17 protein-coding genes are annotated in these 21,942 nt (G+C 52.3%); 8 read left to right on the plus strand and 9 right to left on the minus strand.

The features are described 5' to 3' along the window. The first annotated feature begins 37 nt into the window (after positions 1–37). From ACQY6F_RS07335 to ACQY6F_RS07350, 4 genes are all read left to right on the plus strand, one after another. Positions 38–1,195, plus strand: coding sequence for an iron-containing alcohol dehydrogenase (locus ACQY6F_RS07335; protein WP_428773304.1), 1,158 nt, complete (start codon positions 38–40; stop codon positions 1,193–1,195). Between the two features lie 42 nt (positions 1,196–1,237). Beyond that, entirely contained in the window at positions 1,238–2,767 is a 1,530-nt protein-coding gene (locus tag ACQY6F_RS07340; RefSeq protein WP_428773306.1) for a CoA-acylating methylmalonate-semialdehyde dehydrogenase, read from the plus strand. 146 nt (positions 2,768–2,913) lie between these two features. Beyond that, positions 2,914–7,926 (plus strand): NPCBM/NEW2 domain-containing protein, encoded by a 5,013-nt coding sequence (locus ACQY6F_RS07345; RefSeq protein WP_428773308.1) that lies wholly within the window; start codon positions 2,914–2,916, stop codon positions 7,924–7,926. Between the two features lie 126 nt (positions 7,927–8,052). Then, complete coding sequence (locus ACQY6F_RS07350) at positions 8,053–8,832, plus strand: IclR family transcriptional regulator (protein WP_428773310.1); 780 nt, start codon at positions 8,053–8,055, stop codon at positions 8,830–8,832. Here ACQY6F_RS07350 and ACQY6F_RS07355 read toward each other — a convergent pair. Next, complete coding sequence (locus tag ACQY6F_RS07355; protein WP_428773311.1) at positions 8,829–9,608, minus strand: IclR family transcriptional regulator; 780 nt, start codon at positions 9,606–9,608, stop codon at positions 8,829–8,831. The genes ACQY6F_RS07350 and ACQY6F_RS07355 overlap by 4 nt on opposite strands. Positions 9,609–9,697: 89 nt before the next feature. After that, positions 9,698–10,624, minus strand: a complete 927-nt coding sequence (locus tag ACQY6F_RS07360; protein ID WP_428773312.1) for an SMP-30/gluconolactonase/LRE family protein — start codon at positions 10,622–10,624, stop codon at positions 9,698–9,700. A gap of 270 nt (positions 10,625–10,894) precedes the next feature. On the opposite strand from ACQY6F_RS07360, the gene ACQY6F_RS07365 reads away from it, so the two are divergent. Genes ACQY6F_RS07365 through ACQY6F_RS07375 form a run of 3 tightly spaced genes read left to right on the plus strand, consistent with a single transcriptional unit; the run spans position 10,895 to position 12,949 of the window. After that, positions 10,895–11,959 (plus strand): HlyD family secretion protein, encoded by a 1,065-nt coding sequence (locus tag ACQY6F_RS07365; RefSeq protein ID WP_428773313.1) that lies wholly within the window; start codon positions 10,895–10,897, stop codon positions 11,957–11,959. Further along, positions 11,949–12,704: a DUF2955 domain-containing protein gene (locus tag ACQY6F_RS07370; protein ID WP_428773315.1), complete on the plus strand. Its 756-nt coding sequence runs from the start codon at positions 11,949–11,951 to the stop codon at positions 12,702–12,704. The genes ACQY6F_RS07365 and ACQY6F_RS07370 overlap by 11 nt, the downstream gene beginning before the upstream one ends. Positions 12,705–12,718: 14 nt before the next feature. Further along, positions 12,719–12,949, plus strand: a complete 231-nt coding sequence (locus tag ACQY6F_RS07375; RefSeq protein WP_428773316.1) for a hypothetical protein — start codon at positions 12,719–12,721, stop codon at positions 12,947–12,949. Here the strand turns inward: ACQY6F_RS07375 and ACQY6F_RS07380 are convergent. The 3 genes from ACQY6F_RS07380 to ACQY6F_RS07390 form a co-directional block, all read right to left on the minus strand. Then, a complete protein-coding gene (locus ACQY6F_RS07380) occupies positions 12,946–14,748 on the minus strand; it encodes an ABC transporter ATP-binding protein (RefSeq protein ID WP_428773317.1) in 1,803 nt (600 codons plus the stop codon). The two genes, ACQY6F_RS07375 and ACQY6F_RS07380, sit on opposite strands and share 4 nt — an antisense overlap. Next, entirely contained in the window at positions 14,745–16,484 is a 1,740-nt protein-coding gene (locus tag ACQY6F_RS07385; RefSeq protein ID WP_428773318.1) for an ABC transporter ATP-binding protein, read from the minus strand. Before ACQY6F_RS07385 ends, ACQY6F_RS07380 begins: the two co-directional genes overlap by 4 nt. 330 nt (positions 16,485–16,814) lie before the next feature. Then, positions 16,815–17,270 (minus strand): lipocalin-like domain-containing protein, encoded by a 456-nt coding sequence (locus ACQY6F_RS07390; RefSeq protein ID WP_428773319.1) that lies wholly within the window; start codon positions 17,268–17,270, stop codon positions 16,815–16,817. A gap of 148 nt (positions 17,271–17,418) precedes the next feature. Between ACQY6F_RS07390 and ACQY6F_RS07395 the strand changes: the two genes are divergently transcribed. After that, entirely contained in the window at positions 17,419–18,321 is a 903-nt protein-coding gene (locus ACQY6F_RS07395; protein ID WP_428773321.1) for a LysR family transcriptional regulator, read from the plus strand. Between the two features lie 13 nt (positions 18,322–18,334). On the opposite strand, the gene ACQY6F_RS07400 is transcribed toward ACQY6F_RS07395, so the two are convergent. Genes ACQY6F_RS07400 through uxaC form a run of 4 tightly spaced genes read right to left on the minus strand, consistent with a single transcriptional unit; the run spans position 18,335 to position 21,933 of the window. Beyond that, positions 18,335–18,865 carry a YgjV family protein gene (locus tag ACQY6F_RS07400; RefSeq protein ID WP_428773323.1) on the minus strand — a complete coding sequence of 177 codons (531 nt, stop codon included), beginning with the start codon at positions 18,863–18,865 and terminating at the stop codon, positions 18,335–18,337. A gap of 59 nt (positions 18,866–18,924) precedes the next feature. Further along, on the minus strand, positions 18,925–19,551 hold the full coding sequence (locus ACQY6F_RS07405) for a bifunctional 4-hydroxy-2-oxoglutarate aldolase/2-dehydro-3-deoxy-phosphogluconate aldolase (RefSeq protein ID WP_428773324.1): 627 nt from the start codon (positions 19,549–19,551) through the stop codon (positions 18,925–18,927). A 9-nt stretch (positions 19,552–19,560) separates the two neighbouring features. After that, positions 19,561–20,517 carry a sugar kinase gene (locus ACQY6F_RS07410; RefSeq protein WP_428773325.1) on the minus strand — a complete coding sequence of 319 codons (957 nt, stop codon included), beginning with the start codon at positions 20,515–20,517 and terminating at the stop codon, positions 19,561–19,563. Between the two features lie 3 nt (positions 20,518–20,520). Beyond that, positions 20,521–21,933 (minus strand): glucuronate isomerase, encoded by a 1,413-nt coding sequence (gene uxaC, locus ACQY6F_RS07415; RefSeq protein ID WP_428773326.1) that lies wholly within the window; start codon positions 21,931–21,933, stop codon positions 20,521–20,523. Positions 21,934–21,942: the final 9 nt, after the last annotated feature.

Raw genomic sequence — 21,942 nt, forward strand, 5'->3', positions numbered from 1 at the left:
GATACAAAAAGTATCGAAATAAAATGAGAGGTGGTTTATGAGCCAATCTATTGTGTTACCTAAACGATTAGAAGTGGGAGAAGGTGCGATCAATGCTGCCGGCGCGGTGGCATCCGAGCTGGGCTGTCAGCGTGTACTGATCGTCTCGGATCCTGTGATGTCTGAACTCGGTCAGGTTGAGCGCCTGAAAACGATTATCCTTGAGGCTGGAATTGAAGCGGATGTGTTTACCGACACCATTCCCGAGCCCACGGAAGCCTCCATTCTTCCTGCGGTTAATAAGGCGATTGAAGGTCACTACGACGGCGTGGTGGCACTCGGTGGCGGCAGTGTCATCGACAGTGCAAAAGCCATTGCCCTACTGACCAACTCGCCCGGACGAATTCGCGATTACAGCGTACCGAATATTGTCACCAGCCCGATCATTCCTCTAATCGCCATCCCGACCACCGCGGGCACCGGTTCTGAAGTAACCAAAGTGACCATCATTACCGATGAGAGCAATGATGAAAAACTGCTTTGCATGGGACCTGGCTTGATCCCGTCTGCGGCCATCATCGACTACGAACTGACCATGACCGCACCGCAGCGGATTACTGCAGACACGGGAATCGATGCGCTGACCCATGCCATCGAAGCCTATGTCAGCGGTAAAGCCGGACTGTTTACCGACCAGCAGGCTCTGATGGCCATCAGGCTGATTGCCCCTAACCTGCGTGAAGCGGTCGGCAATCCCGATAACAGACAAGCCAAAGAACAGATCATGCTGGGGGCCACATTGGCCGGCGTGGCGTTTTCAAATGCCTCGGTCGCCTTGGTTCACGGCATGAGCCGGCCGATTGGCGCCCACTTTCATGTCCCACACGGTATGAGCAACGCCATGTTGTTACCGACAGTGACGGAGTATTCCATCCCGGCAGCCAAGGCCCGTTATGCCGACTGTGCCAGAGCGATGGGGCTGGTTGACGCCAAAGCGAGTGATGACACGGCGGTTGACGTGCTGCTTACCGAGCTTAAGCAGATCAACCTTGATTTGGGCGTGCCGTCGATGAGCGATTTCGGCATCGATAAGCAGGCGTACTGGACCAGCCTGGACGTGATGGCCGAGCAGGCGCTGGCCTCAGGTTCGCCGAACAACAACCCGCGGGTACCCGATAAAGAGACCATCGTCGAGCTGTACAAAGCTGCCTGGTAGCCAACAACCGGACCGAATCAATTTCAACACAAGGATGAAACCATGATTAGCAATTTTATTAATAACCAGTTGGTCGAGAGCCAATCAGGACGACAGTTACCTGTGTATGACCCAGCCACCGGCGAGGTGCAGAATCATGTGACTCTGTCTGACCGGGCTGAGGTAGCCGCGGCAATAGAACAAGCGGAGCAGGCGTTTAAGACCTGGTCGGTGACCACGCCACTAAACCGGGCCCGGGTGATGTTTAGATTTAAAGCGTTACTGGAACAGAATCGCAATGAGTTAGCTGAAATCATCAGCCGCGAACATGGCAAGGTATTCAGCGATGCGCTCGGCGAGATCACCCGCGGTTTAGAAGTGGTCGAATTTGCCTGCGGCATCCCGCACCTGCAGAAAGGTGAACACAGCCTGAATGTGGGCACGGATGTCGATTCACACTCGCAAATGATGCCTCTGGGTGTCGTGGCGGGCATTTCACCATTTAACTTCCCGGTGATGGTACCGATGTGGATGTTCCCGATCGCCATCGCCACCGGCAATACCTTTATTCTTAAACCTTCTGAGAAAAACCCGTCGGCACCTTTGTATGTTGCCGAGCTGCTGAAACAGGCCGGGCTTCCCGATGGCGTGTTCAATATCGTTCAGGGCGATAAAGAAGCGGTGGATACCCTGCTGCAGGACGAGCGAGTTCAGGCGATCAGTTTTGTCGGTTCTACGCCTATTGCCGAATATATCTATGCCGAAGGGGCTAAGCATGGTAAGCGCGTCCAGGCGTTGGGTGGGGCCAAAAACCATATGGTGGTGATGCCGGATGCCGACATCGATGGTGCGGTGAATGCCCTGATGGGGGCGGCGTATGGTGCTGCCGGTGAGCGATGCATGGCAATCTCAGTCGCGGTGGCGGTAGGTGAGGGCACTGGTGATGCGCTGGTTCGCCGCTTACAGGATAAGCTGGCCACTCTGAAAGTAGGGCCTGGTTATGGTCAGGAGATTGAAAATGATATGGGGCCGTTGATTACCGAGCAGCATAAGCAAAAGGTCTGTTCCTACATCGAAAAAGGGGTTGAGGAAGGGGCTCAGTTGGTGGTCGATGGCCGCAGCGTCGACATTGCCTCATCCAGTGCCGGCTATTTTGTTGGCGGTAGCCTGTTTGATGGTGTGACCGACCAGATGACCATTTACCGCGAGGAAATTTTCGGCCCTGTCTTGTGCGTGATGCGGGTCGATAACTACCAGCAGGCCCTGAACCTGATCAATAACCATGAATACGGCAACGGGACCGCAATATTTACCGCCGACGGCGACACCGCCAGAGACTTCGCCGCCAAAGTGCAGATAGGCATGGTGGGAGTCAACGTACCTATTCCCGTGCCAATGGCATTCCACAGTTTCGGCGGCTGGAAGCGGTCGTTATTTGGCCCATTGCATATGCATGGCCCAGACGGTGTGCGCTTCTTCACCCGCATGAAAACCATCACCACGCGTTGGCCTGAGTCGAACCTGAAAAGCGGCTCAACCTCAACACTGAAAGCAAACACGGAAGCTGAATTCGTCATGCCGACGATGAAATAGGAGATTGACGTGAGGAGGTGCGATGTCGGGTTGCTTTAGTTGGTAGCGGTAGGGTAAGTCATCCTGTCCTCTTCATGTTTTGTAGGTGCTCACTTTTGTTGCAAAAGTGAGCTTATTTTAATGACCACAAAAGCAAGGAGAAGGCGATGAAAGCCAATAGGTTGATAGAGTCGATAAAGACTTGGCGTCGCCCTGTGATAAGCAGTGTTATAGCGGGACTATGCGGTGCATCGTTTCTGTCGGCGGCAAATGCCGCCCAGGGCCCCGGATTGGGTAACCTCAACTACGGTTCTACAGAAGCATTCACCCATGTATCAAGCCCGTTAATTGATGATACGACCAATATACTGCCGCCGGATTACCCCGGGCGCAAGCACTATGGCGTGAATGTAATGACCATGCTCAATGGCTATATGGTGGGCGTTTTTGCCCCTGACAGTGGCGGTGGCCCTGGCGGATGGATCGCAATGGATGTGTCCAACCCCAAATCGATGCAACTGGTCAAAACGGTTTACGAGCCAGATCTGGCCGAGGCCACCCGCACGGGAGACGGGCTAAGGACGGCCGAGTTCAGAGAGCCACACTCGTTTGGTTTGGGTGAAAACAACACCATTGCCATTCAATCAGGTAAAGGTATTGAGATATGGGATTGGTCGGATGTGGCGAATCCCATTCGTTTGTCTAAGCTGGAAATTCCCGGCGTTAATTTTGGTGACTACAACAATGTCTCCTGGCAACTGTTCTGGCAGGCACCTTACCTGTATGTTTCCCGGGGCAACGCTGGTCTCAGCATCGTCGATACCTCGGACATGGCTAACCCGGCATTGGTGAAAACGGTACCGACCTCTACTCTGGGTGGGTTTAACGTCGGCCCGGTATTTGCGCTCGGTAACCGGATGTTTATTTCCAGCATGGAAGGGACGGCGGGCTTCTCAATTCTTAATATCGATGACCCGACCAATCCAACCGTCGTCCGTACGGTCAGTTCATTACCGGAAAAATATTACGCTTCTTGCTGGGACGGTAAGTATGCCTACTTTGGTGCGCGCAGCACCAGTGATTCGCTGCGAATTTACGATACCACCACTAACCCGATCAGTCTGGTAAACGACAAGCTCACCGGCTATCAGAACCTGTACTGTAACCTGCAAGACAATAAACTGTTTCTGGGTAATCAGGACGATATCGCTATTTTGGATGTAAGCGATATCAATAATATCAGCGAGTTAGGCCGTAGTTCACTCAATGCTGCCAGTACTAATACCGACCATGGCCAGGTGTTTCCATTTGGTAACCTGGTTTGGGTGGGTAACGACCATGGCTCAGGTAGCGGCTTGATAGCACATCAGAGCAGCCCCGATACAACCCCTCCTTATATATCGGCTGCGAACCCGGCATTTGATGCGACGTTACAGCCATTAACTACCCGGGTGGGGGTTGCACTGTCAGACAGTGTGTTGATGGAGTCGGTCAATGCGACCACATTTCGCGTAGCCAAACTCGGTAGCAGCAGTGCACTGCAGGGCGAATACAGTACCAACCTGGGTTTTGTCCATTTCACCCCCTCGCAACCGCTAGAGGCAGACAGTATTTATGTTGTTACCCTGGAAGGGGTGACAGACTTTGCCGGCAACGCTATGGCTCGTACCGAGTATCGGTTCGCGACCGGTTCTCAGGTCGGTCATGATGTGACCGTGACGGCCACAGACGAAGTACCTTTAGGCAGTGGTGCAACGTTTACAGCATCCACCTCGCCACTACTGGGCGGAACCATTGAGTACTCCTGGAACTTTGGTGATGGAAGTGCTTCAACACCATTTTCAACCAGTGGTGGCACAACCCATTCCTACAGTGAGCCTAACCATTGGTCTGCTGTCGTGACCATTCGGGAAACCACCTCTGACGGTGTGTTCGAAAGCAGTAAATCGGTGCCGATCACCGTCTATCGTCAACCTACCTCTACGGCACCAACCACGTCTTCGACGATTATCGAATCAGGCAGTCTGATCATTGCGGTCAATGAGGACAATGACAGCGTCAGTGCCCTCAGCAATGTCAGCCCGTTTGACAAACAATGGGAAACCCCAGTAGGCGATCAGCCGAGAACCGTGGCGGCGGCACCTGATGGTAACCTCTGGATTGCCAACCAGTCTGATGCCAGCATTACCATTCTGAATGCCAGCGGTCAGTTGGTGGACAGTATTGCCTTGCCACGAGGTAGCCAGCCTTACGGTGTGGTATTTGCCCCCGATGGCAGTGCCGCCTTCGTGTCCTTGCAGGCCAGTGGTCAGTTAGCCAAAATTGATCCGGTCAGCAAAACCGTGACCGCGACCGTTGATGTCGGCCATAGCGCCCGGGGTATTGCCATTGACAGCAGTTCTTCCCAGGCTCTGGTTACCCGGTTTATCTCACCGCAATCCTATGCGGAAGTGGTGGCGGTAGATGTCGCGAGTATGACCATCGACCAGCGCTATCAAATCGCCAAAGATACCACTACGCTGGACGGCCCGGATCGCAGTCGTGGAATTGCAAACTATCTCTCGTCAGTGACCATTTCGCCGGACGGGTACAGTGCCTGGTTACCTTCCAACAAGGCCAACGTTGACCGGGGGCCATATCTTGAAGGCGATAACACCAGAAAGCTGACATTTGAAACCACGGTGCGGGCGGTGGTGAATCGATTGGACCTGAATACGCAAACTGTGTCTGCGGGGGCTCTGGACCTCGATAACCGTGCTCAACCTAAAGCTGCAGTATTCAGTGAGCTGGGTGACTATGTGTTTGTTGCGATTGAAGGTCAAAACAGCATAGAAATCCGCAGTGCGTACAACTTAAACCGTGCCGGGGAGATATTTGATACCGGGTTGGCACCTCGTGGTCTGGTGTTATCCGGCAATACCTTGTTTGTTCATAACTTTATGTCGAGAACCGTTTCTGTCCATGATGTCAGCGAGTTCCTTGCCACCAAAGGGGACATTTCAACTCTGGCGCAGATCTCACTGGTCGACAGTGAAACTCTGCACCCAAGGGTACTCAAAGGTAAGCAAATCTTCTACAACGCGGCGGATGCGCGCATGACCCAGGATGGCTATATCTCCTGTGCCAGTTGTCATGCTGATGGTGACAGTGACCAACGGGTCTGGGATTTCACCGACCGGGGAGAAGGGCTGCGCAATACCATTTCGTTGCAGGGTAAGACAGGTACCGGTAACGGCCGTGTACACTGGACTGCCAACTTTGACGAAATTCAAGACTTCGAAAACGATATCCGTTATGCGTTCGGCGGCAGAGGGTTTATGGTCGATGCGCTGTTTACCTTGTCTGAAGATCCACTCGGTAGCCCGAAAACAGGTCGAAGTGAAGATCTGGACAACCTGGCGTTTTACGTAAGCAGCCTCAATCAGTTCCCGGAGAGTCCTAACCGGGACGCAAGCGGACAATTGACGGCAGAAGCGCAAACCGGTGAAGCGCTATTTAGCTCTAAGGGGTGTGATAGTTGCCACTCCGGTGCTTATTACACCGACATGCAAAGGCACGATGTAGGTACCATCACCGCGTCATCAGGTCTTGGTATCGGTGCGCCGCTAGCGGGAGTCGGGTTCGACACTCCTAGCCTGATTGGTGTCTGGAATAGTGCGCCATATTTCCACAATGGTCAGGCGGCAACCCTGGATGACGCGTTGCAGGTCGGTTCTGAACACTCAGTTACTGACAGCCAGGAAAGGGCAGCGCTGGTCGCATACCTGCAGCAGATAGAGTATGAAGGCCCGGAGATTGTCGTCACAGATCCACCGCAAGCTACCAGCTATGTTTACGTCAGTGATTTAACCGAAACGTCCTCTACCAACGGCTGGGGGCCGATAGAGAAAGACAGCAGCGTTGGCGAAAATTCAGCGGGTGATGGCCGGACCATATCGATTGGCGGTAGTCAGTTCGATAAGGGGCTGGGGGTGCATGCCTATTCTGAGGTGACCTATAACTTGGCTGATGCTGACTACAATCAGTTTACCGCGTTTGTCGGGGTCGATGATGAAACCAGTAACTCAGGATCGGTGGTATTTGAAGTCTGGCTGGATGACCTGATGGCGTATCAAAGCAGCGTACTTCGAGGCAGTGATGTGGCAGAGTATGTCGAGGTTAATATCAGCAGCAGTGCTCAGGAACTGAAGCTGATTGTCACCGATGCCGGCGACGGTGTCGGCAGTGACCATGGCTCATGGGGGGATGCGAAGTTAAGGATCCCGAGTGAAGGCGGTTCGTCTGCGGTTCCAGGACTGTTCTACGGGACTCTGTCGGGCAACATCAACGAAACCGATGCCAATCCAAAAACCACGATTACCACCAGTTTGAGTGAGACAGAAGATGCCATAGCGGGCAACACGACTGAGGTGTATTCCGGTTACATTTATGATGCCGACGGTCAGATCTCGTTTAGTGAAAACAACGATGACAAGACTCGCCTTTGGATCGATGGCCAGTTAGTGCTCAGCAGCGATCTCTGGAATGACCGGGTTTCGACCGCCAATCTGGATTTAACCCCAGGCTGGCATCAGTTTGAACTCAGAATGAGTAACGGCAATGGAGGCAGTGGGGCCCATACGGGTTATGCCTTTGCCTATGACCCTGATGGTGGGACTAACTGGATTCACCCGTCGGATAATGGTTCCGGTAATCTGTTTATGACCGAAGATCCGGGCAGTGCGCCCGACCCTTCCAGCAGTGTCTATCTCAGTGACTTACAGGAAGACTCTTCAACCAATGGTTGGGGTCCGATTGAAAAAGACACCAGCAACGGGGAACAGAGTGCAGGGGATGGTGTGGCGATCTCTATCGGCGGTCAGACGTTCGCTAAAGGCCTGGGGGTTCATGCTGCCTCCGCCGTGGTCTATTCGTTCTCTGCCGGCCAGTACCGTCAGTTTACTGCATCGGTTGGTGTGGATGATGAAGTGGGCAATGCTGGCTCGGTGGTATTTCAGGTTGAGTTGGATGGCCAGTTGTATTTCCAGAGTTCAACTTTAACAGGCAGTGACTCTGCGGAAGTCGTGTCGGTCGATATACCATCAGATAAAACGACCCTGACGCTGAAAGTGAACAATGCCGGTGATGGTAATGGCAACGATCACGCCAGTTGGGGAAATGCGCAGTTACATGGTAATTGATGCTAATAAGGGCTTGCAGGTGCAAGCCCTTACTTTATCTGCGCCAGCTAAAGTTGCGTTTGAACAGCAAAAACAATACGCTAACTCAGGTATGCCGTTATTTGATTCAGGGAAATAGACAACTCTATGGCAATTTCCAGTTCCACTAAAGGATCCACACTCGATCGGGTTTTACAGCTGCTGGCCATCGTCGCGCAAAAACGGGGTCAGTTAGACAGAGAGTTGATCGCGCAGCAGATGAATATGCCGATAGCCTCTGCCAACAAGCTGATCAATCAGCTCATCAAGTTGGGTCAGTTGCAGGAGAACATTGTCGGCCGGGTTATTGCCGGGCCTGAGCTGCAGTCTCTGTCGCACGATATTCTTAAGAACCAGCGCTTTTCAGAACAACGGTTGGCGGTTCTGCAGCGTTTGTCGGACTCTATCGGCGAAACCTGCGGGATATCGGTGCCAAACGGAATCGAGATGATCTATTTCGAACGGGTCAATTGCAATTGGCCGCTGCAAATCAACCTGGCGGAAGGAAGCCCAGTGCCTATTGCTGCATCGGCTTCGGGCAAGCTGTATTTGTCTTCGCTGGAAGAAGATATTCGCCGCAACGTGATTTCGCATATGGGGCTAAGTGAACTGACACCGAAAACCATCACCAATGAGCAGCAATTTCTGGACGAACTGGCACGGATTTACCAACAAGGGTTTGGTGAAGACAATGAAGAGTTCGTTGATGGTATGGTTGCCGTGTCCGTGCCAATCGGTACTAATGAGTTTAATTTTGGTTATCTGTTCTGCCATGCGCCCAGCTTTCGCACCTCAATGGAAAAGCTGCGCACCTTCGTTCCTGAGATGCGTTCAGCAGCTAATGACATCCTTCAGTTCACCTTGGGAGAACTTGGTGTAACGCCTTAACCAAACTGTTTTTTCATGTCTTGATAGACGGCTTCCAGGTTCTGCTGGGCTGAACGCAGGATAGGTAAGTAGTTTTCCAGATCAGAGACATTTTTACGGCTTTTCGGGCAATGACAGAATAGCGCCGCCATAAAATGACCGTACTGGTCAAACAGTGGCAGTGCGATAGCCACCATGCCGTCGATGAACTCTTCGTCGTCAACACTGTAACCGCGTCGTTGGATCTGGCTCAGCTCTTTTTTAAGCTGCTGCCGGTCTGTAATGGTATTTTTAGCGCATTGAGTGAGTTCTATTTTGCCCAACACCCGGCGCAGTTGTGGCGGGGTCAGAGTGCTTAAAAACAGCTTACCGCTTGCTGATGCCCATAAAGGCGTTGGAAAACCCACCGGGATAACAATCTGCAACGGCCAGTTGGTTTGAATGCGGTCGTAGTAGATCATGTGCGGGTTGGGGTCGTCTTTGGCCAGCGCCAGGCCACAGGTTTCTTCCAGTTTACGGGATAAACCGTGCAGTATCGCCTGCCTTTGCAACTTATGTTGATTGGTCCATTTGACATCCAGCGCGATGGACAACAGCTGAGAACCCGGAAAAAAGTGCCCGCGTTCATCGGTTTGTACATAGTGGGCGTCTTCTAACTGTTGCAATAACCGGTGGCAGGTCGGTTTAGGAATACCAGACTCAAAGATGATATCGGAAGCGGGGATGGGAGACTTCGCTTCGCCAATCTGTTTGATGATGCTGATCAGCCGATCAACCGAGTTTGCTTTTTCTGACACCTTTGATTCCTTGTAAAAGCGGCCCGGGGCACAGACGACGGTTACCGCCCGGGGAGCAAGGCCTATAATCCCAAACTCTTAATTGGGTTTCAACTGGTTAGAGGCTCAACGCTTGGTTGCCAATTATTGAGTAACGCAGAATTTACCCTGTTCTCTGGTTGACCTAGTGTCGGGGCATCCAGTATTAACAGCTCACCAGATTGTGGGTAGCACTTCGCTTCCTCATCGCTCAGTTCAAAGTCTGCGGTAGTGACAAACAGGGTTTTGAACTCCGGACCACCAAAGGTACAGCGAGTTGCATGTTTCACCGGCAAGTCTATCTGTCCGAGCATGTTGGCATCCCCAAGCAGATTGGTTGACGGCGCGTAGTAACTAATGATTCCCCCCTCCCAGTGGCAGACATACAGGTTGCCTGATGCATCGACACACAAGCCGTCGGGGAAGCCCAATGACTCGTCGAACTCAACAAAGACAGATTTGTCCAGAATCTGGCTCATGGTGTCATCTAACTGATATTCGTACACTTTCCTTTGAAACATATTCGAGCAGTAGGCCCGCTTAAGGGTTGGGTTGAACGCTATACCATTGGCAACACTAAAGCCACTATCCATAGTAAGGATGCCATTGTCGGTTAGCTGAAAAAATTGACCATCGGGTGCTTCCAGTTGCGCAAAATTCATTGAGCCGAACCACAATTGGCCGGTTGGCGACGCGACGGCATCATTGAGATGCAGCTGCTCTGTCTTGGCGCAGGGATCGGCTATCGCAGTGAATTGGTCAAACCGTGAAGAACAGTAGTATAAACCCTGCTTACTGGCGCAGAGCCAATGGCCATTGTCACACAAGGCGATGGCAGTGATGTCAAAAGGCACGCGAAAACGCTGTACAGTTTTATTTTCCAGAAAGTATTCAAACACTTCCTGTCCGGCGGCTTCAATCCATACTACGCTTTGAGTGTCATTCTTCCATATCGGTGATTCGCCAATTTTGGTGTTAATTCCAGTTAATGAAAACATAACAACTCCGACAATAAGTCAAATAATGATACCAATAGTATCAATATAAGGTATTTTGATTGTTGTGTTTGAAGGCAATGACAAAATTGTGAGCTTAAGCTGAGAGAGCTAGCCGAATTAAGCCAGTTCGGGAAATGCCAACATCAGTGACACGAAATAGAACAGGGATTGTTTTTTACCATATGGCGTTTATTGGACATAGGCTACTAGCGCTTTAGAGTAAGTTAGAATAGTCTTAATTATCAGGTCGTTAAAAAGAGCAACCAAGTTATGTCAGCTGCCGAAAAAGCTTCTAGAAAACTGAGTGTCGTTATTATTTCCGCTGTGCTTGCCATTTGGCTTTACAGCCTGTGGGCGGATCGCGTCGCGCCAATTACCGGTAACGCCCGGGTACATTCGTATTTAGTCAGAGTCGCGCCGGAAGTGTCGGGCAACATTATTGATGTGGGTGTTACCGATAACCAGGTGGTGGATGCCGGCGAAATGCTGTTTCAGATTGATCCCAGAAACTACCAGATCGCGCTAGATACGGCTCAGGCTAACCTTGCCATTGCCGGCCAGAATATTGGCGCCAGCACCGCCGCGGTTGAGGTTGCCCAGGCTCGCGTGGTCGATGCGTTGGCCGCGCGCAATAACGCCAGAGAGCAGGCGCGAAGAACGGCGGAGTTGGCGGCACGCGGGGTGCTTAGCCAGGCAGATTTAGATAACGCCAATGAAGCGAAAAATCGCACCCAGGCAAATTTTGAAGCAGCAGAAGCGTCACTGTTGCAGGCAAAACAGAACCTGGGCCCGACTGGCAGTAATAACCCCCATATTCTGGCGGCGATGGCAAACTTAGAGAAAGCTCAGCTTGATCTGCAGAAAACCAAAGTGCTGGCACCATCACGAGGAATTGTAACCAACTTACAGTTAACCATTGGTCAAACGGCGGCAGCGGGGTCACCACTGTTGACGTTTATCGACCCTCGCAGCGTCTGGATTTCCGCTCTGGCGAGGGAGAACTCCATTGAGCATATCCGCCCGGGGCAAACGGTGAAAATTGTCCTGGATGCCCTGCCAGGAAGAGTGCTGACCGGTAAAGTCGACAGCATTGGCTGGGGTACCGGCGGCAGTAACGACATTGACCCAACCACCGGTTTTCTGAATGCAAATTCCGCCAATATCAGCCCACAGCGCTACCCGGTTAATGTTGTGTTCGATGATACCTCCACGTTGTCCAACATCCGCTACGGCTCTCAGGCAACCGTGGCATTTTATACCGAGCAGAGTACGGTTGGTGAATGGCTGGCCGGTGTTTGGATGAGAATCTTGAGTATCTGGACTTATGTTTCGTAGTGCCGCGAACCCGATTATCCGTTTGGTCTTTGGCCCGACGTTATTGCTGTTTTATTTAATGTCGCAAGGGGCATTTATGCCTGTGCTGGCGCCGATGTTTGTGGTGATCCTATTGACCAGCATGCCTTCGAAGCCGCCACTCGATCTGATGCTGAAGCTGTTAGCGGTTATTGTGCTGGTCAGTCTTGTCATTACCTCTCTGGGTGAAGCACTGCTCGATACGCCCACCGGGTTCGGGCTGTTTTGCTGGTTGATGCTATTTTGGAGTTTCTACCGCAGTCATCAGGATCCCAGAGACATGCTGGCGACGTTTGTGATGATATTTGTGATCATTACCAGTGTGGTGAACATTCAGTATGGGGTGTCCATTTCTAGCTTGCCGTTGGTGATGCTGGAAACCTTTGTCACCGCGCTGGTGGTGACTTATGCCAGCTATCTGCTGTTTCCAGGCGACGAGCAGGACATATTGCCCGATGAACAGGCCATGGAGGGGGCACAACTCCATTTAGGCCTGATAGCGTTTAAGACCACAGCCTTACTGCTGGTGTTGTTCGCGTTAATCGGCACGGAAAGTTCCCAGTCACTGCTTATCGCGATTACCATTGCCAGTATGATTAAGATCCCTGTCTCCCGCGATCAACGCATATTCAGTAACAACCGCTTGGTGGCTACAACGCTCGGTATTCTGATGACCATTCCCATCATGCTGTTACACAGCGCAGGGCTACCCACCTGGGTATCTTAGGAGTTACCTGCTTTATGGGCCTGCGTCTGGCCGGTTTTGCCATTCGGCGCCAATGTCGCATCAGTATCTACCAGTTACTCTTTACCAATTTTATCGTGCTGGTGAATCAGATTATGACTTACCAGGGCAGTGAGCCATTATCGGCAGAAGTGACGCGTTTAGTGTCGATTAGCCTTGCGATTTTGGTCGGAACGGTAATCCTCAACCTGACCAGTACCCCGGCAACACTCGCCAAGACAGACTAGGATGACAGGCACACGGTCTGTTCGGCTTCCGCCACCATCTGTTCTTGTTGCTGCAACAGGTACATGGCGCGGTAGCGACCGTGGTCTATCGCCATCAGCTGGCGGTGGCTACCCTGTTCAACCAGGTGGCCTTTTTCCAGTACCAGAATGTTATCGGCGTGGTGGATGGTCGACAAACGGTGCGCCACCACAATCAACGTCACTTTTCCGCGCAGATCGTTAAGGGCGCGCTGCACCACTTGTTCCGTTTCGCTATCAATATTGGCTGTCGCTTCGTCCAGTAGCAGAATCTTAGGTGAACCGGCCAGTGCGCGGGCAATGATCAATTGCTGCCGCTGACCAGTTGAAAGCCGGAAACCCCCTTCACCAAGCTGGGTTTGATAGCCGTTGTTCATCGCGCTGATCACATCATGCAGATGCGCCTGCCGCGCTGCCTGTTCAACCGCTTGCTGGCTGAGCCCTCGTCCCATATCGATGTTATCGAACACTGTGGTTGCCAGCACAAATGGCTCCTGGGGAATAAAGCCAATTCCCTGGCGCAGAGTGTGCTGGTGGTACTGATCGATCTTGTGCCCGTCAATCCGGATGCTGCCGGACTCAGGCTGATAAAAGTTCAACAGCAGATTAAGCAGGGTCGACTTGCCGCTGCCGGTATGACCGACGATGGCATAGAACTGACCGGCATCCACCCGGGCATCGATTTCGTGCAGTACGGGTTTGTCTTTCTGGTAGCTGAACACCAGTTTTTCAATGCTCAGGTTGCCTTGCTCGATCTCGCTCCAACAGGCTTTGTCATGGTGAGTTGACGGCTCCTGCATCAGTTCATAGACCCGATCGCCGGCGACGATTGCCTGCTGATACATGCTGAAACGCTGGGTGATTTCGACTAACGGCTCACTGAATCGGCCCAGGTAGTTGAGGTAGGCATACAGCACGCCAACTTCGGCCACACCTTGCACCACCTGCAAACCAAAAAACCACACTACGCCACCCAACACCAGTATGCTGAGCAGGTTGATAGCCGGACGCAGCAACAGCGAACCAATGGTGACCGACTTCAGCCGCGTGGCGTAGTAGTCGTTATTAATCTGTTGATACTGATCGTACTTGGCCTGTTGTTGGTTGGTGGCCTGGATCACCGTCATACCGCTGATCGATTCGTTCATGGTGGCGTTGATGTCAGAGCGCAGCTGACGGCTTTCGGTCACCGCTTTAACGCTGAACTTCTGGTAGAGATAAATCAGCGTCACCACCGCCGGGATCAGCATCAGCGCGACCAGCATTAGTTGCAGGTCCAGAATCGCCATCGCGGTTAATATCCCAATCAGCAGGATCAGGTTGGCCAGAATGTTAGACAGAAACTGCACATAAATGTCTTTGATAGACTCGGTATCGTTGGTGATGCGGCTGACTAACTGACCGGTACGGGCATAATCAAAGAAGGGCACCGGCAAAGTTAACACGTGCTTAAACAGCCTTTTGCGAATGTCGAGTACCGCATTGAGCGCAATGTCGAGAAAACGCAGCGTCTGTTTATACCTCAGATAAGTACCGGCCAGCACGGAGATAATAAACAGGCTGATCACGCCAACCACAGGCCAGGTCGGGTAGTGGTTCTGCATCACGAATTCATCGATAAAGACTTTACTCAGCATCGGGCCCAGCACATCAAACCCGGTGGCAAGCACCACCAACAGCAAGGTTTTCAGGAACAAGGTTTTTTCGGCAAACACGTAGCTCATCAGCATTTTGACCGAGCCGGAACTGCGTTTCTCTGTTTTGTTTGTTCTGCGGTTCATTGCAGTTCACTCTCCATCGCTTGTTCCATCTGTTGATAGGCCGCCATTCTGGCGTACCAGCCATCCTGGCGGATAAGCTCCCGGTGGCGACCTTTTTCAATCACGTCGCCGTGGGCCAGTACCACTATCTGGTCGGCGCGTTCGATGGCCGACAACCGGTGACTGACCACAATCAGGGTTTGCTCCCGGCGCTGTTGTAAGTGTTCAATAATGAGTTTTTCGGTTTTGATGTCCACCGCGGACAAGGCATCATCCAATACCAGAATGGGAGCCTGGCTGATCAGTGCCCGGGCAATGGAGATACGCTGGCGCTGGCCACCGGATAGGGTGACACCACGTTCGCCGACCAGAGTCTGATAGCCGTCGGGGAACTGCATAATATCTTCATGTACCGCCGCCAGCTTGGCCGCCTGGTGAACCTCATCGTCCGAGGCTCCGCTGCGGCCAATGCGAATGTTCTCCATGATGCTCATGCTGAACAGGAACGCGTCCTGCGGCACATACGCATACAAATTGCGCAGCCTGCTGAGCGGAATCGATTCAATCGCCGTATTGCCAACCTGGATACTGCCGTGTTCCGCTTCCCAGTAGCGCATCAGCAGGTGCAATAAAGTTGATTTGCCCGCGCCGGTCGCCCCGGCAATACCCAGAACCTGATTTTGTGCCAGATGAACGGAGATATTGCTCAGTGCGGCTTGTTCGGTATCGGGATAATGGAAACTGAGCTGATCAACGGTGATGTCGTAGCCTTGGGGCTCGGATTTACCCTGGTCGCTGATGGAATCGGGCAGGTTGAGTAACTCTTCCAGCCGGCCGATAGCCGCGTTACCACGTTGCAGGATGTTCATCAGCCAGCCAAAGGCGTACATCGGCCAGATCAGTTCAGACAGATAAAGGGTAAAACTGGTGAGCTGACCGACGGTCAGATTACCAGAGCTGATCTGCCAGCCGCCGACCAACATGGCGATAAGCAGTGCCGAGCCCAGACTCAATTGAATAATCGGGTCAAACAACGCCTCTGAACGCTGCACTTTGTAGGTGGTTTGCGCGGCCTGTTCGGCGATGCGGTCAAATTTGCCGGTTTCTATGGCTTCACGGCCCATGGACTTGATCATCCGGATGCCGGCAATGGATTGTTGCGCCTGTTCGTTTAAGGTTGAAAAGGTGTCCAGCGTGTCTTTGAACTGGTGGTGAATCTGGTTAGACAGCCGATAAAACCCGTAGCCCATAAATGGAAACGGCAGAATGGCCAGTATCGCCAGTTGCCAGTCGATGAATACAAACATCATCACCAGCACCAGAATAAAGGTCATCAGGCCATCAAAGCCGGACAGAATCCCTTCACCGGCGGCCATTTCCACCGCATCAATATCGTTAGTGGCCCGCGCCATCAGATCGCCGGTTGAACGCTCGTTATAGAAAGCCTGGCCCTGGCGAAGCAGGCGGTGGTAGAAGCGCTCACGCAGGATATTGCCCAGTTGATAAGAGGTACCAAACAGCATCCGCCGCCAGCCGTAGCGCAGCAGATAAACCAGAATACTGACGCCCAAAAGCGCAAACAGATAGTATTCTGCCTGAGAAAAATCTCTGGTTTCCAGCAGCTTATCTATTGCGCTGCCGATAAACCAGGGCACTGCCATGTTGAGCATTGCGACCGTAAACAGCATCGATAGTGCTATCGCGTAGGTAAACTTGTGCCGGCGGAAAAACCACTTTAAATATTGAAATAGCTGCATGAATGTTGGTCCAGACGAGACAACGAAACGGGATTAATCGGTGTTTTCACAGTGCCAGACCTGAGAGGGTGCTGAATGTTACTCAGGAATACGATCCGGGTTCGTTAGTTTGGTTTTGAGCAATATTAGCGCAACCTACTGATCGGATAAATACATTCACCGGGTTGATTTGTCCCTGCGGTACGAATAGGCAAGAAATAAACAAAAATGACCACATAGCAGGGTACGGTTGCCATGTTGAAAGGGGAAAAAAGCTGAATGCCGTATGTTGATCGGGGGAGCTACAGCATTCAGCAAAAATCGGCCTGGCGGCGGATGCACCGCCGGCACTTAACGCATCTTCAGCCAGTGAAGGTAGGAGTGTACCTCTTTACCCCCGGAGATAATTGGGCTTGCGGTACTAAGCCACAAGCTTTTACCCTCCAGTTTGACCTTACGTGGCTGGGTTTGCCCTGTCCAGTTGGGAAACAGTGAAATAAACATGGTATGAGTCAGTGAGTGCGTCTCCTCATCGACATCAAACGGACCGGTGTAGGCGATGTACGAGCTGGCTTCGTTGGCGAGTTCTTTTTCGCTACCCTTGAACCAGTCACCTGATGCGAAATGCGGTCGGTTCAGTGTGGAAATCTGCGCTGACATGTAGCCATCCGGAGTGTACATAATGATGCCTTTTGGCGACTTGCCAAACGGGTAGATGGGCTCAGAACCATCGAGCGGTTTTTCGACATACGAAACCAGCGACCAGGCACCGATCAATTGCTCAAGTAATGATGTGGGCTTTGTCATGGGGTGTTCTCCACGTGGGTATAAGGCGCGATGCAACATGCCTGCTGTGAATCCATATTCTTTCGCGGCGTGGCTTACTCTACCTACCACAACAGTTATTGAACAAATCGTTTATTATTATGACAGTGATAATTCTCATGGATACCTCATGAACTTAAGCCGAATCGATCTCAACCTGCTGGTGTCACTGGATGTGCTGCTAACTGAATGCAATGTGACCCGAGCTGCGCAAAGGCTTCACCTCAGCCAGCCGGCGATGTCGGCTCAGCTAGCCAGATTACGAGAGCTGTTTAATGACCCGTTGTTAGTGCCGCTCAAACACCGGCGCGGTATGACGCCAACCAGCAGGGCGCTAATGTTGCAATCTTCGCTGCGTTCGGCCTTGAAAACACTTGGCGCAGTTGTGGAGAGCGAATTAACGTTCGACCCGGCTAACGATACCCGGCGATTTCATGTCGCGTTTGGCGACAGTGCCGCGGCGCTGTTTTGCGTGCCGTTAATTGCCGCGCTGGCTGAATCCGCAGGCCCGGGAGTGCAACTTGCCTGCAGCATCAGTGCCCCCGGCCAGATAGCTGAGCAGATGGAGCAGGGCACTTTTGATCTGCTGGTGGAATCGTTTCGCGAAATACCGGCCGGGCTTATATCCACCGTATTACGCGAAGCCCCTTTTGTCATGGTGCAGCGCAAAGGTCATCCTCGAGGTAACAAACCACTCGACATTGATAGTTATTGCCAGCTACATCACGTCGTCGTACCACCTGAACATGGTCGTTTCCAGGGCTATATGGACGACTATTTGCGGGCGATGAATCGCGAGCGCAATATAGCGATCGCCGTTCCGCAGGCCGCGATGGTTCGCGATATACTGCTGACTACGGATTATGTTTGTACTGTGCCGGATATGCTGCTTAATCAAGCTGAAGATGCGTTAGAGAGATTTTCGCTGCCGTTTGATAATGACCCGTATCGTCTGTCGTTAGCCTGGCACCCTCGTCTCAACCTTGACCCTTCGGTACGTTGGCTGCGTGACCAGATCACCGCCCTGGTGTAATAGTGTTGCCTGTTCAGACGGATTCGTTTTCGGCCGTCATGCTATTCTGATGGTCACTGCTGTTACGGTGTATTCGGTAGATGGTGACCAGATTGGTAACAATAAAACTGGCTTCTACCAGCGACCCGCCAATAGAGCCCAGCCAGATGTTGTGGCTAACCCAGCAGACAGAGTTAAACAGTATCAGCGCGCGCAGGGTAATGCCCTGTTTGCAAAACAGCGCCCAGGTTGCGACGGACGAACCTACCACGGTGAACAGTTCCAGAATGTGACTGACATTGGGCAGGGTCATTAGCCACATCAACGCCAGGAAAAACCACATCACCGCTTTGGAGCGCAGTTTAATCGAGGCAAAGCTGCGTATGCCATTAATGGCCACGCCAATGGCCGCGACGGTCGCGCCCATCAGGACAAAGTGGACACTCATTACCAGACAAAAGGCCACCATCTGATAACGAAAATTAAGATCGTCTTTTTGCCAGAAAGCTATCACGCCAATCAGAAATGCCGCGCCGCCAACCAGTTGTGCCAGCCAATCTTCCAATGTGTTACTCCAAATAAAAAACAGCCCTGTGAGCCGGGCTGTTATTGGGTTGAGCGGGCTTAACTGACCAGGGCTACCGCTTCACGGGTCAGGCGGGCGATTTGGTCCCAGTCACCATTTTCGACCAGTTTTTTGTCTACCATCCAAGTGCCGCCGCAGGCCAACACGCGAGGGATCGCCAGGTAGTCGCGAACGTTAGCGGGGTTAATTCCGCCTGTCGGCATCAGTGAGACATCGGTGTAAGGGGCCAGCAGAGACTTAACCATGTTAATGCCGCCGGATGCTTCGGCAGGAAAGAATTTCAGCGTGGTCAGGCCCATTTCCAGTGCAGCCTCGATATTGGACGGGCTGTTAACGCCGGGCACGATATCGATGCCGATATCCTGGCAAGCTTTGACCGTGTTCGGATTAAAGCCCGGAGATACAACAAAGGTTGCCCCAGCCTGTTTGGCTGCGATCACCTGCTCGCGGGTTAGCACCGTACCGGCACCAATCAGCATCTCTGGCTGAGACTCGCGCAGCAAGCGAATGGCTTCAGCGGCAGCATCCGAGCGGAAGGTAATTTCAGCCCCTGGCAGGCCATTCTCAGCCAACACTTTACCCAGAGGGACGATATCTTCGGCCTTGTCGATGGCGATAACAGGTATAATTTTAAGTTCGCTAAGCTGTTGTTTTATATTAGACATTGAGATTCCTTAATAAGCTTCAAGTGCTGCTTGAGTATGGGTTTTGGCAATGATGGCGCCACGGTGCTGAATCACGGTACCCGCCATGGCATTGCCGCGCTGGCATGCGTGAGTAAGCGTTGCCCCGGCCAGGTATGCGGACAAAAATCCACCATTAAATGAGTCACCGGCAGAGGTGGTATCCACGACATTGGCCACCGGTTGCGTGGTGACAATATGAGCCGGTTGACCCGCTTGTTGGGCTAAACAGCCATCTTTGCCGGTTTTAACTACCGAGTTCTTAACACCCAGTGAACGCAGACGCTTTAGAGTTTGCTGTGGTGTTGCATCGCCCCATAGCTGCTGTTCATCATCGAAGGTGACCAGGGCCAGATCGGTGATCTGGTACATGGCTTCATAGATAAACCTCACCGTTGCCTGGTTATCATCTGGCCACAGCGCCGGGCGGAAATTGCTGTCAAAAGCGATTTCAACGCCACTTTTTCTGAGCTCGGCCAATAGGTTAAGCAGTTCGACCCGGTCATTTTCGGGCAATATAGCCAGGGTGATACCACTTAAAAACACCATGTCAACCTGGCTTAATGCCTTCTTAACCCGGCTAAAATCAGGGTGCTGCAGCAGGTATCTTGCAGCAGACTGGTTGCGCCAGTATAGAAACGTGCGCTCGCCCTGATCATCCAACTGGATCAGATACAGGCCGGGCGTGCGCCTGGTATCGCGCAGTACCATGCTGGTGGCGAGCCCTTCTTGCTGCCAATGCTTTAGCATACCGTCGCTGATAGGATCTGTGCCCAAAGCGGTAACGTAGGAGACCTTGATCGCTTTAGGATCGGGATTAACCTGACAACCGCGGCGTAAGTACACCGCGGCATTCAGCGTATCTCCGCCAAATGTCTGATGCATAGCGCCGAACGGCTTACCGTTCAGCTCTATCATGCATTCGCCAAGAATTGCGATGTGTTTCATCCGTTATGACCTCGCCTCAAAATAGCGTTTGGCGTTTCCGAAACAGATGTTTTCAACCATGTTACCCAGGAAAGGCAGATCATTCGGTGCTTCGCCATTTTCTACCCACTGGCCGATCAAATTACATAAGATCCGGCGGAAATATTCATGACGGGTGTAAGACAGGAAGCTGCGCGAATCGGTCAGCATGCCAACAAACTGGCTCAACAGGCCCAACTGTGAAAGCTGCTCCATTTGGCGTTGCATACCGTCTTTCTGATCGTTAAACCACCACCCGGAGCCAAACTGGACTTTGCCGGCAATACCGCCGCCCTGGAAGTTGCCGATCATAGTGGCCAGCATTTCGTTGTCTCTAGGGTTGAGGCAGTACAGTATGGTTCGCGGCAGCTCATTGGTCTGGTCCATTTCATCCAGCAGATGCGCCAGTTCAAACGCGAATGGGCGATCGCCAATTGAGTCAAAACCTGCGTCCGGACCAAGCAGTTTAAACATGCGGGTATTGTTATTACGCTGGGCACCGATGTGCAGCTGCATCACCCAACCCAATTGCGCATAGCGTTTACCCAGCCAGACTTGAACGGCAGTGGAGAATTGCGCGCATTCCAGTTCGGACAGGGTTTCGCCACCGAGCTTGCGACTCAGGAGCTGGTCAAGGGCTTGCTCAGACGGAATGGCAGCATAGCGAACCACTTCAATACCGTGATCCGCGGCGCGGCAGCCGTGCTGGTCAAAATGGGCCAGACGCTTATCCAGCGCACTAAGCAGATCGGCAAAGCGCACAATTTCGATGTCGGCCACTTGTCCCAACTGTTGTAAATAATCAGCAAAGCCGTCCAGTTCGATTTTGAACGCTTTATCCGGGCGCCAGCTCGGCAGCACTTTGATATCAAAGCTCGCATCGTTGGCGATGGCCTGGTGATGCTCCAGCGAGTCAACCGGGTCATCGGTTGTCCCTGCCATCACCACATTCATTTGCTGCATGATCCCGCGGGCGGAAAACTCAGCCGTGCTCAACAGCTCGTTACCCTGTTGCCAGATGCGCTCCGCGTTATCGGGGCTAAGCAGCGTATTGGTAATGCCAAACGGTCGGCGCAATTCCAGATGGGTCCAGTGATGCAAAGGGTTGCCCACAGTCAGAGGGACGGTTTTCGCCCAGGCGAGAAACTTGCGGTAATCACTGGCACCACCAGTGATTAACTGTTCATCAATTCCCGCAGAACGCATACCACGCCACTTGTAATGATCCCCGGCAAGCCAGATTTGGGTCATGTTTTCAAACTGGCGGTTTTCCGCCACTTCAGCCGGATTAAGGTGACAGTGATAATCATAAATCGGCTGGTGGACCGCGTAGTCGTGGTAAAGGCGGCGAGCGGTTTCATTCGTCAGCAAAAAATCTTCACATAGAAATGGTTTCATCTTACTTTC

The sequence above is a fragment of the Vibrio sp. genome (assembly GCF_050299255.1).
In the GTDB taxonomy this organism is placed as follows: domain Bacteria; phylum Pseudomonadota; class Gammaproteobacteria; order Enterobacterales; family Vibrionaceae; genus Vibrio.